The sequence below is a fragment of the Pseudomonas fluorescens genome (genome assembly GCF_004683905.1).
Taxonomy (GTDB): domain Bacteria; phylum Pseudomonadota; class Gammaproteobacteria; order Pseudomonadales; family Pseudomonadaceae; genus Aquipseudomonas; species Aquipseudomonas putida_A.
The window spans coordinates 2,667,111-2,685,997 of sequence record NZ_CP038438.1; the positions used below are offsets into that span (position 1 = coordinate 2,667,111).

At 61.2% G+C, this 18,887-nt stretch carries 19 protein-coding genes; 15 read left to right on the forward strand and 4 right to left on the reverse strand.

Going from position 1 to position 18,887, the window contains the following annotated elements; all coding sequences use genetic code 11:
- The first annotated feature begins 61 nt into the window (after positions 1–61).
- The 4 genes from macA (at position 62) to E4T63_RS11930 (ending at position 4,788) form a co-directional block, all read left to right on the forward strand.
- Positions 62–1,210, forward strand: a complete 1,149-nt coding sequence (gene macA, locus E4T63_RS11910; protein WP_096797354.1) for a macrolide transporter subunit MacA — start codon at positions 62–64, stop codon at positions 1,208–1,210.
- Positions 1,211–1,212: 2 nt separating this feature from the next.
- The gene (locus E4T63_RS11915; protein ID WP_135295543.1) at positions 1,213–3,171 is read left to right on the forward strand and encodes a MacB family efflux pump subunit; all 1,959 of its coding nucleotides are present in this window, start codon (positions 1,213–1,215) and stop codon (positions 3,169–3,171) included.
- Between the two features lie 745 nt (positions 3,172–3,916).
- Positions 3,917–4,288, forward strand: a complete 372-nt coding sequence (locus tag E4T63_RS11920; protein ID WP_135295544.1) for a DUF6124 family protein — start codon at positions 3,917–3,919, stop codon at positions 4,286–4,288.
- Between the two features lie 140 nt (positions 4,289–4,428).
- Positions 4,429–4,788, forward strand: coding sequence for a DUF6124 family protein (locus E4T63_RS11930; protein ID WP_135295545.1), 360 nt, complete (start codon positions 4,429–4,431; stop codon positions 4,786–4,788).
- A gap of 61 nt (positions 4,789–4,849) precedes the next feature.
- On the opposite strand, the gene E4T63_RS11935 is transcribed toward E4T63_RS11930, so the two are convergent.
- Both E4T63_RS11935 and E4T63_RS11940 read right to left on the reverse strand, forming a co-directional pair.
- Complete coding sequence (locus tag E4T63_RS11935; RefSeq protein ID WP_135295546.1) at positions 4,850–5,608, reverse strand: helix-turn-helix transcriptional regulator; 759 nt, start codon at positions 5,606–5,608, stop codon at positions 4,850–4,852.
- Positions 5,609–5,757: 149 nt separating this feature from the next.
- On the reverse strand, positions 5,758–6,681 hold the full coding sequence (locus E4T63_RS11940) for a universal stress protein (protein ID WP_135295547.1): 924 nt from the start codon (positions 6,679–6,681) through the stop codon (positions 5,758–5,760).
- A gap of 376 nt (positions 6,682–7,057) precedes the next feature.
- On the opposite strand from E4T63_RS11940, the gene E4T63_RS11945 reads away from it, so the two are divergent.
- The 4 genes from E4T63_RS11945 to E4T63_RS11960 all read left to right on the forward strand — a co-directional run bounded on the left by E4T63_RS11945 (position 7,058) and on the right by E4T63_RS11960 (position 10,695).
- Positions 7,058–8,131, forward strand: a complete 1,074-nt coding sequence (locus E4T63_RS11945; protein WP_098968307.1) for an NAD(P)-dependent alcohol dehydrogenase — start codon at positions 7,058–7,060, stop codon at positions 8,129–8,131.
- Positions 8,132–8,167: 36 nt separating this feature from the next.
- Entirely contained in the window at positions 8,168–8,377 is a 210-nt protein-coding gene (locus E4T63_RS11950) for a hypothetical protein (protein ID WP_098968308.1), read from the forward strand.
- Between the two features lie 38 nt (positions 8,378–8,415).
- Entirely contained in the window at positions 8,416–9,654 is a 1,239-nt protein-coding gene (locus E4T63_RS11955; RefSeq protein WP_135295548.1) for an MgtC/SapB family protein, read from the forward strand.
- Positions 9,655–9,771: 117 nt separating this feature from the next.
- The gene (locus E4T63_RS11960; protein WP_135295549.1) at positions 9,772–10,695 is read left to right on the forward strand and encodes a universal stress protein; all 924 of its coding nucleotides are present in this window, start codon (positions 9,772–9,774) and stop codon (positions 10,693–10,695) included.
- Between the two features lie 51 nt (positions 10,696–10,746).
- Here the strand turns inward: E4T63_RS11960 and E4T63_RS11965 are convergent, their stop codons facing one another.
- Positions 10,747–11,310, reverse strand: a complete 564-nt coding sequence (locus E4T63_RS11965) for a GNAT family N-acetyltransferase (protein WP_135295550.1) — start codon at positions 11,308–11,310, stop codon at positions 10,747–10,749.
- 155 nt (positions 11,311–11,465) lie between these two features.
- The gene (gene fnr, locus E4T63_RS11970; protein ID WP_135295551.1) at positions 11,466–12,209 is read right to left on the reverse strand and encodes a fumarate/nitrate reduction transcriptional regulator Fnr; all 744 of its coding nucleotides are present in this window, start codon (positions 12,207–12,209) and stop codon (positions 11,466–11,468) included.
- A gap of 261 nt (positions 12,210–12,470) precedes the next feature.
- On the opposite strand from fnr, the gene E4T63_RS11975 reads away from it, so the two are divergent.
- From E4T63_RS11975 to E4T63_RS12005, 7 genes are all read left to right on the forward strand, one after another.
- Positions 12,471–13,388, forward strand: coding sequence for a universal stress protein (locus E4T63_RS11975; RefSeq protein ID WP_135295552.1), 918 nt, complete (start codon positions 12,471–12,473; stop codon positions 13,386–13,388).
- Positions 13,389–13,547: 159 nt separating this feature from the next.
- Positions 13,548–14,180, forward strand: coding sequence for an isochorismate family cysteine hydrolase YcaC (gene ycaC, locus E4T63_RS11980; protein ID WP_007966399.1), 633 nt, complete (start codon positions 13,548–13,550; stop codon positions 14,178–14,180).
- Between the two features lie 201 nt (positions 14,181–14,381).
- Positions 14,382–15,317 carry a Gfo/Idh/MocA family protein gene (locus E4T63_RS11985; RefSeq protein WP_135295553.1) on the forward strand — a complete coding sequence of 312 codons (936 nt, stop codon included), beginning with the start codon at positions 14,382–14,384 and terminating at the stop codon, positions 15,315–15,317.
- A 215-nt stretch (positions 15,318–15,532) separates the two neighbouring features.
- Positions 15,533–16,585, forward strand: coding sequence for an isopenicillin N synthase family dioxygenase (locus tag E4T63_RS11990; protein WP_134786133.1), 1,053 nt, complete (start codon positions 15,533–15,535; stop codon positions 16,583–16,585).
- 27 nt (positions 16,586–16,612) lie between these two features.
- The gene (locus E4T63_RS11995; RefSeq protein WP_135295554.1) at positions 16,613–17,422 is read left to right on the forward strand and encodes a MetQ/NlpA family ABC transporter substrate-binding protein; all 810 of its coding nucleotides are present in this window, start codon (positions 16,613–16,615) and stop codon (positions 17,420–17,422) included.
- A complete protein-coding gene (locus E4T63_RS12000; protein WP_135295555.1) occupies positions 17,419–18,219 on the forward strand; it encodes a methionine ABC transporter ATP-binding protein in 801 nt (266 codons plus the stop codon). The genes E4T63_RS11995 and E4T63_RS12000 overlap by 4 nt, the downstream gene beginning before the upstream one ends.
- Positions 18,216–18,887: a methionine ABC transporter permease gene (locus E4T63_RS12005; RefSeq protein WP_115990051.1), complete on the forward strand. Its 672-nt coding sequence runs from the start codon at positions 18,216–18,218 to the stop codon at positions 18,885–18,887. The genes E4T63_RS12000 and E4T63_RS12005 overlap by 4 nt, the downstream gene beginning before the upstream one ends.

Genomic DNA, 18,887 nt, shown 5'->3' on the forward strand with positions numbered 1-18,887 from the left:
GTTGTTCTATCAAGACCCGGCCGCTGGCCGGGTTCATCCCTGAACGGACTTGTGGTTATTTATGGAAAAGTCGAAGTTGCGCAAAGTCGGTATGGGGTTGGCATTGGCGGCGGTGGCCGGGTTGGTGCTGTACACGGTGCAGGCACCGGCCGAAGCGCCGAAATACCAGACCGCCCCGGTCGAACGCTCGGATATCGAAAACACTGTGCTAGCTACCGGTTTGCTGGAAGGCGTCAAGCAGGTGGACGTCGGTGCCCAGGTGTCGGGGCAGTTGAAGTCGCTCAAGGTCAAGGTGGGCGACAAGGTGAAGAAGGGCCAGTGGCTGGCCGAGATCGATCCGCTGGTGCTGCAGAACACCCTGCGGCAGGCGCAGGTCGATGAGGAAAACCTGCAGGCGCAAAAGCGCGCCACACAAGCCCAGCTCAAGCAGACCAAAGCGATTTACCAGCGCTATCAGAACCTGCAGGAAGACGCGTCGATCTCGCGTCAGGACTTCGAAACCGCGCAATCGGACTACGAGGTGCAGCAGGCCAATCTGCTGTCGCTGGACGCGCAGATCAAAAGTGCGCACATCCAGATCGACACCGCCAAGGTCAACCTCGCGTATACGCGGATCGTCGCGCCGATCGATGGCGACGTGGTCGGCATCGTCACCCAGGAAGGCCAGACCGTGATTGCTAACCAGTTGGCGCCGATCCTGCTGAAACTGGCGGATCTGGATACCATGACCATCAAGGCCCAGGTGTCGGAGGCCGATGTGATTCATATCGCGCCGGGGCAGCAGGTGTATTTCACTATTCTCGGCGAAGACAAACGCTATTACGGCAAGCTGCGCGGCACTGAGCCGGCGCCGCAGAACTTCCTCGAAACACCGCCGGCCGGTACGCCGAAACAAAACACCGCAGTGTTTTACAACGCGCTGTTCGAGGTGCCCAATCCCGACCATCGCTTGCGCATCTCGATGACCGCGCAAGTGCGCATCGTCCTCGATACCGCGCAATCGGTGCTGACCGTGCCGGTGGCCGCGCTTGGGCCACGCAACGCCGATGGCAGCTTTCCGGTGCGGGTGCTCGATGCCAAGGGCCAGGCGCAGTCGCGCAACGTGCAGACCGGGATCAACAACAACGTCAAAGTGCAGATCAATCAGGGCCTCAGCGAAGGCGAGCGGGTGGTGATCGGTGATCCGTTGCCCGCCGTGGCGGGGGCTTGAGCATGACGCAGGCGTTGCTGCAACTGACTGGCATCACCCGCAGTTTCACTGCCGGCGACCGCGAATTTCTCGCGCTGAAGGACATCAACCTGACGATCAACGCCGGAGAAATGGTGGCGATCATCGGCGCCTCCGGCTCCGGCAAATCAACCCTGATGAACATCCTCGGCTGCCTCGATTACGCCACCGCCGGCAGCTACAAGATTAACGGCCAAGAGACCCGCGACCTTGACGATCAGGCGCTGGCCGAGCTGCGCCGCGATTACTTCGGTTTCATCTTCCAGCGCTATCACTTGCTGCCGCACCTGAGCGCGATGCACAACGTCGAGATGCCGGCCATCTACGCCGGCATCCCCGCGCCGCAACGCCACGCCCGCGCCCGCGAGCTGCTGGCGCGTCTGGGTCTCGACGGGCACCTGACGCACCGTCCGAGTCAGCTCTCCGGCGGTCAGCAGCAGCGGGTGAGTATCGCCCGGGCCTTGATGAATGGCGGTGAAGTGATTCTCGCCGACGAACCCACCGGCGCCCTCGACACCGCCAGCGGCAAGGAAGTGATGCGCATCCTGCTGGAGCTGCACGCGGCCGGGCACACGGTGATTCTGGTGACCCACGACCCGAAAGTCGCGGCCAACGCCGAACGCATCATCGAAGTCAGCGACGGTGAAATCCTCAGCGACCGGCGCAACCAGCGCGACACCGGGCAACTGTCGGACGAAGAGGAGGTGCCGCCCAAACCACCGGCGACACGCCGTTTGGTCGCCAGCCTCGGGCTGTTCAAGGAAGCGTTCAACATGGCCTGGGTGGCGCTGATTTCGCACCGCATGCGCACCTTGTTGACCATGCTCGGGATCGTCATCGGCATCACCTCGGTGGTGTCGATTTCGGCGATCGGCGAGGGCGCGAAAAACTACGTGCTCAAGGACATTTCGGCGATCGGCAGCAACACCATCGATATCTATTCCGGCAGCAGTTTCGGCGACAAACGCGCCGCGTCGATCGAGACACTGGTGCCGGCCGACGTCACCGCGCTGAATCAACTGTATTACGTCGACAGCGCCACCCCGGTGGTCGGTCGCAGCATGCTTCTGCGTTATCGCAACATCGACCTCGATGCGCAGATCAACGGTGTCAGTGATCAGTATTTCCAGGTTCGCGGAATCAAACTGGAGGCGGGCATCACCTTCAGCGAAACCGACGCCCGGCGTCAGGCGCAGGTGGTGGTGATCGACTACAACACCCGGCATCGGCTGTTCGCCGAGGGCGTCGATCCGCTGGGCCAGGTGATCCTGATCGGCAACCTGCCGTGCACGGTGATCGGCGTGGCGGCCGAGAACAAAAACCTGTTTGCCTCCGGCAAGACTCTCAACGTCTGGGTGCCCTACGAAACCGCCGCCGGCCGTATCCTGGGCCAACGTTTTCTCGACAGCATCAGCGTACGGATCAAGGACGGCCAGTCGAGCAAAGTGGTGGAAAATCACGTCACCCAATTGATGCTGCAACGCCACGGCATCAAGGACTTCTACACCAACAACCTCGACAGCGTGATGCAGACCGTGCAGAAAACCAGCCGCTCGCTGGCCTTGCTGCTGTCGCTGATCGCGGTGATTTCGCTGGTGGTCGGCGGCATCGGCGTGATGAACATCATGCTGGTGTCGGTCACCGAGCGTACCCGCGAGATCGGCATTCGCATGGCGGTCGGCGCACGGCAGTCGGACATCCGTCAGCAGTTTCTGGTGGAGGCGGTGATGGTCTGCTTGCTCGGCGGGGCCATCGGCATTTCCCTGTCGTATGCCATCGGCCATCTGTTTTCGCTGTTCATCAAGGAATGGGAGATGGTGTTCTCCATGGCCTCGGTGCTGACGGCGGTGATCTGCTCGACGCTGATCGGCATCGTCTTCGGCTTCGTCCCCGCGCGCAATGCATCGCGCCTCGATCCGATCGAGGCGCTGGCGCGGGACTGATTGCCGAAGCTGATTGGCCGGGCTCGTGCCTGAAGTGCAAAAATCGAAAGGGACGGGTCATGAACCCGTCCCTGTTTTTCGCTTTCCAACTGTGGGAGCTGGCTTGCCAGCGATGGCGGCCTACCCGCCGACCAACTCCCACCTGAATGCACTCATTCCAACTGTGGGAGCGGGCTTGCTCGCGAAAGCGGCCTCACAGTCGACCAATCCCCAACTGAATACACTCGGTCAAATTGTGGGAGCTGGCTTGCCAGCGATGGCGGCCTACAAGACGATCACCCTCCCACTGAATGCACTCATTCCAACTGTGGGAGCGAGCTTGCTCGCGAAAGCGGCTTGCCAGACAACATCAAAACAACAGAGCAAACCCCGCACATAAACATAACCCCGCAACCACGTTTAAAGTACACGAACCGTTACGCCATAACGGCTACAACGCCTTGCGCCGTTACCTACGCGTACGCCAGAATCCGCCGGCTTACACGACTATGGGTCGGGCTATATCGTTTCCCTGTCACTGAAAATCAGTGATCGGGTTTGGTAGCCCGTTTCTAAGTGTGATGGCGACGCCATATGCAGTCCCTTTTCAGGGGGACTCGATTTTTTATGGTGGCCATGCGTGGGGCTCCTTCGGGAGCGCCGGGTTTTCCTGCTTAGACCGGTCTACCAACCCGCGTATGGCCGCCACCCTCGTTTGGTAGCGAGAGTGATGGCTCCTTACTTTTGCTAAGCAGGAGCTTCACCTATGTTCAAAGCCACACCCAACCCCCCGGACACCTCGATCCCGTACGACCCGGCCCTCGACCCGCAGAAGATAAAAGCGGCAACCGATCGCGCCATCAATTTCTACCTCCACCCCGGCGCACTGAAGATCTCGGTCCCTTCAACCTCGTCATGCAAGGCGAACAGAATTTTCCTCATCGACCCCACCGTGGACGAAGAAACCTTGCTCGTCGAAGCCTGCGAATCATTAGCCGCCGCCAGCGACATGGCCCGTGATATCGGCGACACCGTCGATAACCCACAGCGCCGGGCCATGCTGGTGCTGCATCAGGTGATCATGCTCAGTGAACTGATGGTCAACCGAGTACTGGACGGCCGTCGCATCCCGAACTAATCACGCGGCCCCCTGTAGGAGCTGCCGAAGGCTGCGATCTTTTGATTTTGTTTTTTAAAAGCAACATCAAAAGATCGCAGCCTTCGGCAGCTCCTACAGGAAGTGATTCTTCCAAAGTGCCCCGATCGGAGTTCCAGCTGATGCCCGAAACCCCACCCAATCTGCCAATCACAGACCCGCTATCGCCGTACGAATCCCTCAACTCCAGAAAGCTCCACGAAGCCGCCGAACGCGCCCTCGACCATTACCTCGCGCCCGCGAACATCATGGCAACGCCGTACACCCCCAGCAGCATGTTCCTGGTCAACCCGCAAACCGACACCGAATCCCTGCTGGCCAACGCCTGCGAATCCCTGGCCTCGGCCACCGTCATGCTTGGTGATTTCGCCGGCACGCTAGAAGGGCCAAGCCGCAATACGGTGTTGGGCATTGCGCAGGTGGTGATGCTGGGGGAGTTGGCGGTGAATCAGGCGCTGGATAGAGTCGTGCCGAAGGATTAGGCCCCCAATGTAAAAAACCGCCGTCCGGGGAGGGCGGCGGTTTTTTTCTTCAGTGGCGGACTCAGGCCGCGCTGGTGGCGGTGGACGTGTCCTCCGGCGAATACATCCAGCGCATCAACGAATGCCGGCCGCTGATCCCCAGTTTGATCGCGGCGCGTTTGAGGTAGCTTTCCACTGTGTTGACCTTCAGTTGCAACTGTTCGGCCAGCTCCGGCGCGGTACGCCCGGCGAGCAGGCCGATGCACACTTCGGTTTCGCGATTGGACAGCCTCAGGCCCAGTTGCTGCAAACGCTCGTTGAAGCGCAGCCGCAGGTTTTCCAGGCCCTGTTGCGCGCCGTCAGCGCCGGGCGACGGGTCTTCTGGGTTGGTCTGCTGGGGTTGCAGGGCGTGAATGTGTTTTTCCACCATCGGCAACAGCACCGGAGAAATGTCCTGCAACAAACTCTGCTCCTGAGCCGAGAATCGTTGCGACTGGTCGTTGCGATACACCGAAATCACGTAGCGGTAGCCGTCCTTGCGCCGGGTCAGGTGTAGCTGCGAGGCGTCGGCGCTGGCCGCGTCTGGCGTGTCTATCGGCTCGCTCGAGCGTGCGGCAATCTGTTCGCAGAATACCGTTTCAGCCTGCTGGGCCGAGTCTTGGCCGGTTTCCGGCGGGTTGCGATGGGCGGGGCGGCCCACCGGCTCGACGCGCATCTGGCGAATGTGTGTGGCGTCCACCGCCAGTTGTGTCTGGATCAGGTCATGCAGCATCCGCGGAAAGTGCCGGCTGCCGGTGCTCGCAATGACTTTACCGATGTGGGGAAACAGGTGTGAATTCATAAACATCATCCATGAGTTGCAGGTGAAACAGTCCCATTCCTGACCTGCGTCGAGCATGTTCCCTGGTCGGCGCAAATGTCAGGATGTGGATCCTATCCTAGTACAACGTTTGAAAGACGGTTTAATGAAGGTGTTATTAGCTCATAACCTCATTCGAGCTTTTCCGGCGCCACCACCCACACACTGCATGGCATCCGGTACAGCAGGTGTTCGACGGTGCTACCGATCAGGCGGCCCATGCCCCGGTGCGCGACGCGGCCCATGACGATTACGTCAATGTCGTACGCGTCGGCGTAACTGGCCAGTACCTTGGCCGGGTCGCCCATGATCATGTGCTGGTTTTCTGCCGGAATATCGTTGCGCTCGGCCAGTTCACGAAAGGCTTCGCCCTGGGCATCGAACAGCGCCTTGGCGGCGCTGGAGGAAAAGAACGCCGAGGCATGATCGAAACCGAATTCGGCGGCGCTGATCGAGGACAGGTCGTGGGCGTAGATCACGTCCAGCTCGGCTTTACACAAACTTGCCAGTTTGCCGGCTTCGTACAGGATCCGGTCGTTCAGACCCTGGTACTGCCCATCGCGATGGAACGGGTCGACCGCCGCGACAATACGCCGTGGCAGAGCATGTTGCACATGGCTGACAAAGTGCAGCGGCACCGGGCACTCGCGCAGCAGATGCACATCCAGCGGGGTGAACATCAGGCGTGACAGCAGCGATTCGTGCTCCAGTGTCTTGATCAGCGCCGCCATCGGCTGTTCGCGCAGGTGAATGAGGATTTCCTCCAGCGGACTTTCGACCCAGACCACCTCGGTGGTGACGTGCACCCCGAGTTTGCGCAGCGGCCGAGCCTGGTCTTCGAGCCATTGGTGATGGCGCTCGACGTAGCCCAGGCGCATTTGCTCCAGCGCCTGTTCATTGACCAGCCCGGCAGTCGCCAGGCCTTCCAGATAATCGAACGCAACGATGTGCAAGGCCGCGTCAGACGCCTTGGCCAGCGCGGCGGCGCGTTCGAAAGCCGGGCTGTTTTTCATCAGGGGCGAAACCACCAGCATGAAACGCGATTGCTCAGACATGACAAATCTCCCGTGGTTGATCGCACACACGACGCGAAAAGGCGGCGCGGTGTTCGGGCCGTGAGCCTTGCGCCCATCGTGGCGCCGGCATAGCGGGCGGGATTGATATTTGTCAACGGGACGATTCGGCAGCACAGCTCATCGGACGCGCGGTATGTGGTGACCGTAATGGCCCCTTCGCGAGCAAGCCCGCTCCCACGGGGATATGCGATGTTCACGGGTTGGGTGACTGCCCGAGATCCAGTGTGGGAGCGGGCTTGCTCGCGAAAGCGGTGGGCTGATCCACGCATTGTTTGACCATTATCAACTTCGGCGCCGTGACGACGGCGCAGTCTTGAGGACATCTCAAGCTGCGACTCGCTCAGGGGAATTGACCATGGCCATGATGAAAGCGGCGATATTCGTCGAAAAGAACCGCATCGTGCTCGAAGACAAGCCGATTCCGCAAGTCGGCCCACTGGATGCGCTGGTGCGCGTCACCACCACGACCCTCTGCGGCACCGACGTGCATATCCTGCGCGGCGAATACCCGGTGGCCAAAGGGCTGACCATCGGTCATGAGCCAGTGGGCGTTATTGAGCGGCTGGGTTCGCAGGTGCGTGGTTTCGTCGAGGGACAACGGGTGATCGCCGGGGCCATTACGCCCAGCGGACAGAGTTACGCCTGTTTGTGCGGCTGCGGCTCGCAGGACGGCCCGGACACTCGCCACGGCTTCAAGGCGATTGGCGGCTGGAAGTTCGGCAACACCATCGACGGCTGCCAGGCCGAATACGTGCTGGTGCCGGACGCCCTGGCCAATCTGTGTCCGATCCCTGATGGCCTCAGCGACGAGCAGGTGCTGATGTGCCCGGACATCATGTCCACCGGGTTTTCCGGGGCGGAGCGCGGCGAGATCAATATCGGCGACACCGTCGCGGTGTTCGCCCTCGGGCCGATCGGCCTGTGTGCCGTGGCGGGTGCGCGCCTCAAGGGCGCTACCACGATCATTGGCGTCGATGGCGTGCCGGAGCGCATGAGCGTCGCCCGCCGGTTGGGCGCGACCCATGTGGTCAACTTCAAGGACGGCGACGTGGTCGAGCAGATCATGGCGTTGACCGATGGCCGTGGCGTCGACGTGTCCATCGAAGCGCTGGGCACCCAGGGCACGTTCGAATCGGCATTGCGGGTGCTGCGTCCCGGTGGCCGTTTGTCGAGTCTGGGGGTGTATTCCAGCGACCTGCGCATCCCGCTCGATGCCTTTGCCGCCGGGCTGGGCGATTACAGCATCGTCTCGACCCTGTGCCCCGGTGGCAAGGAGCGCATGCGTCGCTTGATGGCGGTGGTGCAAAGCGGCGCGGTCGATTTATCGCCGCTGGTGACCCATCGCTTCAAACTCGATGACATCGAGGCGGCGTACGAGTTGTTTGCGCATCAGCGCGACGGGGTCATGAAGGTCGCGATCAGCCCTTGAACAAGGGTCTTTTTCCGACTCGACGGAGGCTTTTCGATGAACATTGATATCAGTGCAACAGCGGCGCCGCATGGCTGGATCGTGTCCCTGGACGACTGGCAGGTGAGCTTCGATCACCTCGAAGACGCGCGGGCATTCGTCAGTCGACTCAGGGCCCGCATCGACGCCCCGCACCCCTGGCCGCAGGCCAGCGAGCGCCAAGAAGCAGGCCAGCCGGCCAGAGCGGCGGACGCCGTCGTCGGCTGAAGCCGTTGGGCTGATGGACGGGGCAGGGCGGATCGACGATGAATGAATCCCTTGGCATCACGCAGGCAGCGGCCGCCCTGGGCATCGGCATGCTCATCGGTCTTGAGCGCGAACGGCACAAGGGCAGCGGCGAACGTCGAGGCAGCGCAGGTTTGCGCACGTTTGCGATCAGCGCATTGCTCGGCTACGCCGCGATGGTGGTGGGGGCGGCGCTGTTGGTGGGCATGGTCGCGATCGGTTTGACCTTGCTGATCACCGTCGCCTATTGGCGCGGGCGCGATGACGACCCCGGCGTGACCAGTGAAGTGGCGCTGATCATCGTGCTCATATTGGGCGCGTTGTGCACGCGCGCGCCCGAACTGGCGGTGGCGATTGGCGTGGTGGTGGCGGGATTGCTGACGTATCGGGAAAAACTGCATCACTTCGCGATCACTCAGTTGAGCGAAACCGAAATGCGCGACGGCCTGGTCTTGCTGATTACCGCGCTGGTGCTGCTGCCATTGACGCCGGATCGCTACATCGGGCCCTACGCCGCGCTCAATCTGCGCACCATCTGCACCTTGACGGTGTTGCTGATGCTGGTGGGGGCGGCAGGGCACATCGCCGTTCGTACGCTGGGCATTCGTTACGGCTACGTCATCAGCGCCATCGCTTCGGGTTTCGCTTCCAGCACCCTGACCATTGCGACCATGGGCCAACGAGTCGCCCGGGAACCGAATAATGTGCGGATCCTCAGCGCGGCGGCGCTGCTGTCCAATCTCGCCACCATGGTTCAGACCGGGCTGATTCTCGCCACCGTCGATCCAGCCTTGTTGCGCAGCCTGTGGCTGCCGTTAGTGTCCGGCAGCGTGGCGGCGCTGATCTACAGCGCTGGTCTGATGTTGCCCCGGTCGACCCAAGGCACTGACGAGACGCTGCCGGCGGGCGGCGCATTCAATCTGAAACTCGCCGTGATCATCGCATTGACCATGACCGCGATCACCCTGGTCTCGTCGGCCATGCTCAGTCAATTCGGCCAGGTGGGCGTGATGCTCACCGCGACCTTCAGCGGATTCGCCGATGCGCACGCGTCAACCGCTTCTATCGCCGGGCTGGCCAAGGCCGGTCTGTTACCGGTGGAAGCGATTGTCGCTCCCGCGCTGATCGCGATCAGCAGCAACTCATTGAGCAAATGCGTGGTGGCCTGGGTCAGTGGAGGCAGAGGGTTCGCTGCGATTGTCATCCCCGGGCAGGTGCTGCTGACATTGGCGATGTGGGCCGGCACCTTGTGGCACTGAAACAGTGGCGGCGAAGGTTCGATGCAGAACTGATCAAGATCAACTCGCCGGTAGCAGGAGCGCGCAATCTGGATATCTGTTCACTCGATCCAGATGGCCGTCGTGCCGAGGTGCCCCATGTCGCAGACCCAACGTTTATTGTTGATTGCTCCCCCCACCATGAGCCACACACCGGCGTTCGAGCGTGCCGCTGCGTTGGCAGTCGCCATGCAATTGCCGTTGCACATCGTCGCCTTCGATTATCTGCAGGCGCTGGCGGTGGCGGGCCTGTTCGCCCCTGAGCAAATCCGTCTGGCCCGCGACGGTTATCTGCGCACGCATCGCCAGTGGCTGGCCGAGCAGGCCACATTGCTTGAGCGCCACGGTATCGAGGTCAGCAGTGAGGTGGTCTGGGTGCAACACCCGTACGAAGAAGTCCTGCAGTTCGTCAATGAGATGCCGTTGGCGCTGATCATCAAGGATGCGCAGCAGGAGTCGGCGTTGAAGCGGGTGTTTTACACCCCGCTGGATTGGCAATTGCTGCGCGATTGCCCGGTGCCGGTGCATCTGGTCACCGATGACGCGCATCCACGGCCACGCAGTGTGCTGGCGATCATCGATGTGTTGCGCAGTCAGGATCAGGATCTGCGCTTCAACGATCAGATTGTCGAAGCCGCCGTGCGCCTGGCCGAGCAGTGTGATGCCCGGCTCGAATTGCTGCATGTCTACGACTGGGCGGCGGTGTATGCCACCGACATGGGCTACGGCGCCTTACCGCTGGCCACCGGAATTTATGAAGCCTTGGGCAGCGCGCAACACGAAGCATTTGCTGCCCTGTCCGAACGCCAGGGTGTACCGACGGCTTGCCGACATTTTGTCGAGGGGCCCCCGGTACCGAGCATTTGCGAGTTTGCCGTCGAACATCACATTGACGTGATCGTGTTGGGCACGGTGCAGCACCATGGGTTGAACAAGTTGTTGGGCACCACTGCCGAACAGATCCTGCATCGTGCGCCTTGCAGTGTGCTGGCGATCAAACCGGGACATACCTTGCAATCGTGAAAAAAAACGCCCGGTGGCGAGTCGTTTGCAGACTCGCCACCGGGCGTTTTTTTACAGCTGAAGACGGTGTATGACCTGACGGCTGTCGTCAGGATCGTGATGGGTTTCGAAGTTCAGGTTACGCGCCAGTTCACGCATCGCTTCGTTGCCGGCGGAGTCCACTGAATACATCCGGTGAAAGCCGTTTCTGCGCGCAGCCTTGATCAGATGCTCCATCAACAGCGTCCCCAGACCCAGATGTTGCCATTCATCTGCAACGGTCACGGCGCATTCGCATTCATGCTCGCCGGTGGCGGCATAACGGCTGATGCCGATTTCGATCAGCTGGCCATTTTCATGCACCAGGGCGATGAACGCCGTGCGCTGCTGGTTATCGGTGTCCATCAATTGATCGAGCAGCGCCGTGCCGGGCTCGCTGATCTGCGCCAGAAAACGCATGTGCCGGGACTCGGGCGACAGGCGCTTGATGAAGGCATATTCACGCTCGCGATCCTTTTCCGCCAACGGACGGATCAACACATGACGCCCATCCTTGACGGCTTCAATCCAGTATTGCCCGGAGACTGCGGCGTAGGCGGCCACGGCCCGATCGTTGTGATCTTTGACAGTAAGCATGGGGTAATCCTCCATCCGGTTGGAAAGGCTGGCGCGCGAACACGCACCGTTCTTTCACTCCTTTTCTACGCGGTTGCCGGTGGCTGGATCTGATCTGGATCAGACGCACGCGATGGCGTCGCCGATCGAGGTGTTCGGGCAGGGGGGCAATTGGCTCAGCGCGGCGAGCGGTGGCAGCCGGCAACCAATTGCTTGAGGCCGTCCATGTTCTGGATCCGCACGTCGCGGCCGCTGATTTCCACCAGCTCCTGATCCCGCAGGTGGGCGATACCCCTGCAGATGGTTTCCAGGCGCAGCCCCAGATAGGAGCCGATTTCCTCGCGGCGCATTTTCAGCACGAAATCCTTTGCCGAGTAACCGCGCAGGCTCAGGCGTTGCGACAGGTTGAGCAGAAACGCCGCCAGCCGCTCATCCGAGTTCATGTTGCCCATCAGCATCAACATGCTGTGGTCGCGCACGATTTCACGGCTCAGCAACCGGTTGAGGTTGTGCTGCAGCGACGGCAGGCTTTGCGCGAGCTTTTCCAGCTGCGCAAAGTGGATCGGGCAGACCTCGCTGTCCTCCAGGGCAAAGGCGTTGCAGGCATGCTCGTCGGCGCTGATGGCGTCCAGCCCGAGCATCTCGCCGGGGATGTGAAAACCGGTGACCTGCTCTCGGCCGTCCACGGACAGCATGCTGGTCTTGAACGAGCCGATTCGCACCGCGTACAGCGAGCGCAGCGGATCGCCGGTGCGGTACAGCGCCGCGCCCTTTTTGACCTTGACCCGTTGCACGATAAGCGTATCCAGGCGCGCGACCTCCGCACCGTTCATCCCGATCGGCAGACACAACTCCAGCACGCTGCAGTTGGAGCAAGCAGTCTTGAGGTGTTGTGCCTGGAGAACAGGTGCTTCTGACATGGGGGAGATCACGCTGGCGGGGGTGGGTTAAGCATAGGTGTCACTCACCCTGACACCGATCTCATTCATGTTCCGGCAGCGCCAAGTGACGAACGGACACAAACTTAGACGCGGGCTGCCGCAGTTCGGCCATTGCTTGATAAAAATCAGAGCCGTCAGGGGGCGGCGCCGGATACTGGCCGAGCAAGTCGTCGATACACGATAGACAGGGATGTCAGGCTGGCCCTCGCGCCGGTACCGCACTGCCAGGACGAGGTTCGTATGCTCAGACTCAAACGAATGTTGTTGATTGCCCCCACCGAAATGACCCGCACCCCGGCCTTTGATCGCGCAGTGGCCTTGGCCCGGGCAACTGGCGCGGCGCTGCACATGGTGGCGTTCGATTACGTGCAGGCGCTGGCGGTGGCCGGTCTGTTTGACCACGACGCGATGGCCCAGGCGCGCGAGGGCTATTTGCAGGTGCACCGCCACTGGCTGGAGCAACAGGCGCGGTTCCAGGCGGGCAGCGGCGTGCAGGTCAGCAGCGAAGTGGTCTGGGCCAAGGCCACGCCGGCGCACATGCTGGAGTACATCAAAGACTATCGGGCCGATCTGGTGATCAAGGATACCCATCATGTCCCGGCGCTGAATCGGGCTTTCCATCGACCGCTGGACTGGCTGTTGCTGCGCGACTGTCCGGCCCCGGTGCATCTGGTCACCGAAGCCCGTCATCCACTGCCGCTGAACATTCTCGCCGCCGTCGATCTGTCACATCTGGAGGATCTGACCCAAGGCCTCAACGAGCGCATCCTCGAACTGGCGGCAACGCTGGCAAACGCCTGTGGCGCGGCCCTGCATGTGCTCAATGTCAGCCACTGGTCGGTGCTGGGCGATGCGGCGATGAGCGTGCCGACCCTGAGTCTGGATCACAGCCTGTGCGAGGCGATCAACGACACCCAGCAAGAGGCTTTCGAGGCTCTGGCCGAGCGTTACGCCATCGAGTCTCACCGTCGACACCAGGTGACCGGAATACCACACAAGATGATCGAGCAGTTCGCCCGCCAGAACGCGTTCGACATGCTGGTGCTCGGTACCGCCTACCCGCAAGGCCCGAACTTCATCGGTGCAACCGTCGAGAGTGTCCTGAACCGGGCGCCGTGCAGTTTGATGATCGCCAAACCAATGCTCGAGCCGAACTGAGTCGGAGGCTGGCAAGCCTGTGTTGTGTCGCCAGGATTGTCCGTTATGAGTTGACGGTGAAACGCTTTTCAACCGATTTATCGGTTCCGGTGGTGTCAGTAATCTGTGCCCATGTTCAACGCAACGCCAACTACCTCAACCAAGAAAAGGGATTCAAACATGAGCACTGCAACCTACAACCGCCTGAACAAAGACGACGCCGTAGTCCTGCTGGTCGACCACCAGACCGGTCTGATTTCTCTGGTTCAGGACTTTTCGCCGAACGAGTTCAAGAACAACGTCCTGGCCTTGGCCGACCTGGCGAAATTCTTCAACCTGCCGACCATTCTCACCACCAGTTTCGAACAAGGCCCCAACGGCCCGCTGGTTCCGGAACTGAAAGAAATGTTCCCCGATGCGCCGTACATCGCCCGCCCAGGCCAGATCAACGCCTGGGACAACGAAGACTTCGTCAAGGCGATCAAGGCCACCGGCCGCAAGCAGATCATCATTGCCGGTGTGGTCACCGACGTCTGCGTAGCGTTCCCGACCCTGTCGGCACTGGCCGAAGGCTTTGACGTATTCGTCGTCACCGACGCCTCCGGCACCTTCAACACCACCGTCCAGCAAGCCGCCTGGAGCCGCATGACCCAGGCCGGCGCGCAAATGATGAACTGGTTCTCGGTCGCCTGTGAGCTGCACCGCGACTGGCGCAACGACATCGAAGGGCTGGGCAATCTGCTGTCGCAGCGGATTCCGAACTACCGGAACCTGATGAACAGTTACTCGGCGTTGACCGCTCAGCAGAAGTGACTGCAGCGTTGTGAACGTGAAAGCCTGCCCTGAAAAGCAGGCTTTCTCTGTTTGCGCCGCTGCATCAGCGTTACTACCCGGCGCGATGAACCGAGCGCTGGCTTCTGCGGGTTTTTGATCAGACTCAGCTGGGTTTTCCGTGACGTTTACGGCTAATCTGCGCACTCGCTGACGACAACAAGATAAAAACAGGAGTCACTGATGCAACCGATCCGTCTCGGTCTGGTGGGCTACGGCAAGATTGCCCAGGATCAACATGTTCCGGCGATCAACGCCAATCCCGGATTTCGTCTGGTGGCGGTCGCCACGCAAGGTAAACCCTGTGCCGGGGTGGAGAACTTTCACTCGTTGAGCGAGTTGCTGGAGAACGGCCCCGAGGTGGATGCGATTGCGTTTTGTACGCCGCCGCAAGGTCGGTTCGCACTGGTGCAGCAGGCGCTGGCCGCCGGCAAACATGTGTTGGTGGAAAAACCGCCGTGCGCCACGCTGGGTGAGGCGCTGGCCCTGGTCAGTCAAGCGCAGCAACAGGGTGTCAGTGCGTTGTTCGCCTGGCATTCGCGCTACGCCCCCGGTATCGAAGCCGCCCGCGACTGGCTCGCCAGCCGCACACTGCAAAGCGTGCAGATCGACTGGAAGGAAGACGTGCGCAAGTGGCATCCCGGTCAGACGTGGATCTGGCAACCCGGTGGTCTCGGCGTTTTCGATCCGGGCATCAATGCCTTGTCGATTGTCACCTATTTGCTGACGCAGCCACTGTTTGTGAAGTCCGCCGAACTGCGCGTACCGGACAACTGCCAGTCGCCGATAGCCGCGTCGATCAAGATGTCCGATGCGAACCGACTCGACGTGCAGGCCGAGTTCGATTTCGACCACGGTCACGACGAACTCTGGAGCATCGAGATTCGCTGTGCCGAAGGGGTGCTGCGTCTGGACAACGGCGGGGCGCTGCTGAGCATCGACGGCGTGCGCCAGGCGGTGTCGGAAGAGGGCGAGTACACCGCGGTGTATCGACACTTCCGGCAACTGATTGGCGATCGGGCCAGCGATGTGGACCTGCAGCCACTGCGGCTGGTGGCTGACAGTTTCTTTGTCGGCAGCCGGGTGGCAGTCGAACCGTTTTATGACCCGGCACGTTGATCAGTTGAAGCGGGAGAGCTGTCGCGTGATGACAGCGAACTTGAGCGTCAGGCCTAAGCTAATGCAAAAAGGGTATTTGTTCGTGGTTTTTAAGATCGTTTAGTTTTGTCTCACGACGAATCGAACGCATCAAACCGATAGACCCCCGATTGCCATGACGGCACACGCTGAATCGATCAAAGGCTCTTCAGGTTTGGTTCACACGGGAGTGAATCATGCCGCATACCCTCGATATCACCACGCTGCCGACGCTGGACCTTTCGTTGTTCGAAGGCACCGCGCAACAGCGTTATGAATTTCTTGAAAACCTGCGTCACGCCGCGCGTGACGTCGGCTTTTTCTATCTCACCGGCCATGGCATCGACAGCCACCTGCTCAAGCAGGTGCAGGATCACGCCCGGCAGTTCTTCGCCTTGTCCGAGCAGGAAAAGACCGCCGTCGGCATGATCAATTCGCCGCATTTTCGCGGTTACAACCGTGCCGCTTCCGAGATCACCCGTGGTCAACCCGACTGGCGTGAGCAATTCGATCTCGGCGCCGAGCGCGAAGCGTTGCCGCTGGACGCGGACAGTCCGTTGTGGGCTCGGTTGCAGGGGCCCAACCAATGGCCGGCGGCGCTGCCAGAACTGAAACCGCTGCTGCTCGAATGGCAACAGGCGATGACGCGCATGGCGTTGCGTCTGCTGCGTGCCTTTGCCCAAGCGCTGTCGCTGCGGGCGGACGCGTTCGATCAGTTGTACGGCGACAAGCCCAACGAACACATCAAGTTGATGCGCTATCCAGGCCAGGCCGCCAACGCGAGCCAGCAAGGCGTCGGCGCGCACAAGGATTCGGGTTTCCTGAGCTTTCTCCTGCAAGACCAGCAGGCAGGTCTGCAAGTGGAAGTCGAGGAGGGGCGCTGGATCGATGCGCTGCCCCGCGACAACACGCTGGTGGTGAACATCGGTGAACTGCTGGAGCTGGCCACCAACGGCTATCTGCGCGCCACGGTGCATCGGGTGGTGTCGCCGCCCGCAGGCAGCGAACGCTTGTCCATCGCCTTTTTCCTCGGCGCGCAACTCGATGCCGTGGTGCCGCTGTATCCGTTGCCCACCGCGCTGCTGCGCGAAGCGCGTGGCCCGGCGAGTGATCCGCTCAATCCGTTGTTTCGCGATGTCGGCTGGAACTACCTCAAGGGACGGTTGCGTTCGCACCCCGACGTCGCCCGGCGCTTCTATGCCGACGCGCTGATGCCCGCCGCACCAGCTCGTAAAACCGCCAACGCCTGATTCATCACTCGCTCAAGGACTCCGCACATGTTGAAAAAAGCAGGTTTGACCCTGGCCGTGCTCGGCGCGCTGGTGACTTCGTTCGGCGCTCAGGCACTGGAGCCGTTGCGGGTGGCCGCCGACCCGGTGCCCCACGCGCAGATTCTCGCGTACATCCAGACAATCGATCCGCAACTCAAGCTCAAGGTCATCGAGATTCCCAACGGCGTGAACTCCAACGAGCTGTTGGTGCATGGCGATGTCGATGCCAATTACTTCCAGCATCTGCCTTATCTGAAATCCCAGGAACAAGCGCTGGGGCAGAAACTCGCGGTGGCCGCCACGGTGCATATCGAGCCGCTGGGCATCTATTCGCGCCGGCACAAAAGCTTCGCCGACGTGCCGGAAAAAGGCACCGTGGCGGTTCCCAACAACGTCACCAACCTGAGCCGTGCGCTGTACCTGTTACAGGACAACGGGCTGATCAAACTCAAGCCCGGTTTCAAGGATCCGGCAGCCGATCAGGCCACACCCAAAGACATCGCCGAGAACCCGAAACAGCTGAAGATCCTTGAAATCGAATCGCCGCAAATCCCTCGGGCCCTGGACGATGTCGACCTTGCGGTGATCAACGGCAACTACGCGCTGGAAGCCGGACTGGTGCCGGCCCAGGATGCGCTGGGGCTGGAGAAGGCCGAGCACAATCCGTACGCCAACATTCTGGTGACCACGCCGACACTGCAAAACGATCCGCGCATCGCACAACTGGCCAAAGACCTGACCTCGCCGCAAGTAGCGAAATACATCACCGATAACTTCAAGGGTTCGGTGATCCCCGTGGTGGATGCCAAGCCATGATCGTCGTCGAGCAGTTGAGCAAGACTTACCCGGCGGCGCCGGCACCGGCACTGGATCAGGTGTCGCTGAGTATTCCCGACGGCGCGATCTACGGCATCCTCGGGCGCAGCGGGGCGGGCAAGTCGACCCTGTTGCGCTGTCTCAATCTGCTTGAACGTCCGGACAGCGGGCGAATCCTGATCGACGGCGTGGACCTGTTGACGCTGTCTGCCAGCGACCTGCGCCGCCAGCGTCAGCGCATCGGCATGATCTTCCAGGGCTTCAATCTGCTGCACTCGCGCACCGTGTTCGACAACATCGCCGTGCCGCTGGAAATCGCCAACGTCGGCAAACCGTGGCGCCATGTGCGGGTGCGCGAGCTGCTGGAACTGGTCGGCTTGACTGACAAGGCGCAAGCCTTTCCCTCGCAGTTGTCCGGTGGGCAAAAACAACGGGTTGGGATTGCCCGCGCCCTGGCCGCCGAGCCGGCGTATCTGCTGTCGGACGAAGCCACCAGCGCGCTGGATCCGGAAACCACCGCGTCGACTCTTGACCTGCTGCGCGACATCAATCGGCAACTGGGCGTGACCATAGTGCTGATCACCCATGAGCTGGAGGTGGTCAAGTCGATCTGCGATCACGCGGCGTACATGGCTGACGGGCGACTGGTCGAGTCCGGCCCGGTGCCGCGTTTGCTCGCCGATGCGCAATCGAGTCTCGGCACTTCGTTACGTCCAACCTGCGGCCTGCCGCTGGGCCACGACATCCCCGGGCTCAGCTTCCTCAAGCAATACGGCGTGCGGGCGGCTCAGTCATGAACCGCAGCATCGACTGGAATGAAATCCTGCAACTGGTGTTCAACGCCACCGGCGAAACCCTGTACATGGTCTTGCTTGCCGGGCTGTTCACGCTACTGATCGGTTTGCCGCTCGGGGTGTTGCTGTTTGTCAGTCGCCGCGACGGCCTGTGGCCGCTGCCACGGCTCAATGCCGCGCTGGGTTCGCTGGTCAATCTGGGGCGCTCGCTACCCTTTGTGGTGATGCTGATTGCGCTGATTCCGCTGACCCGACTGGTGGTCGGCACCACCCTCGGCAGCACCGCGGCGGTGGTGCCGATCACCATTGGCGCGTTTCCGTTTTTTGCGCGGATCGTCGAGAACGCGCTGGACGAAGTCGACAAGGGCCGCATCGAAGCGATCCTCGCCATGGGCGGCGACATCCGTCATGTGATTTTCAAAGTGCTGTTGCCCGAAGCGCTGCCCGCGTTGCTGGCGGGGATCACTCTGACGCTGGTGATGCTGATCGGTTTTTCATCCATGGCCGGGGTGATTGGCGGTGGCGGCCTCGGTGATCTGGCGATCCGATATGGCTATCAGCGTTTCAACAATGAAGTGATGGTCGCCACCGTGGTGGTGCTGGTCATTCTGGTGCAGGGCGTGCAGAGCCTGGGCGACCGGCTGGTGCGTTCGCTGGCCCATCGGCGTTAA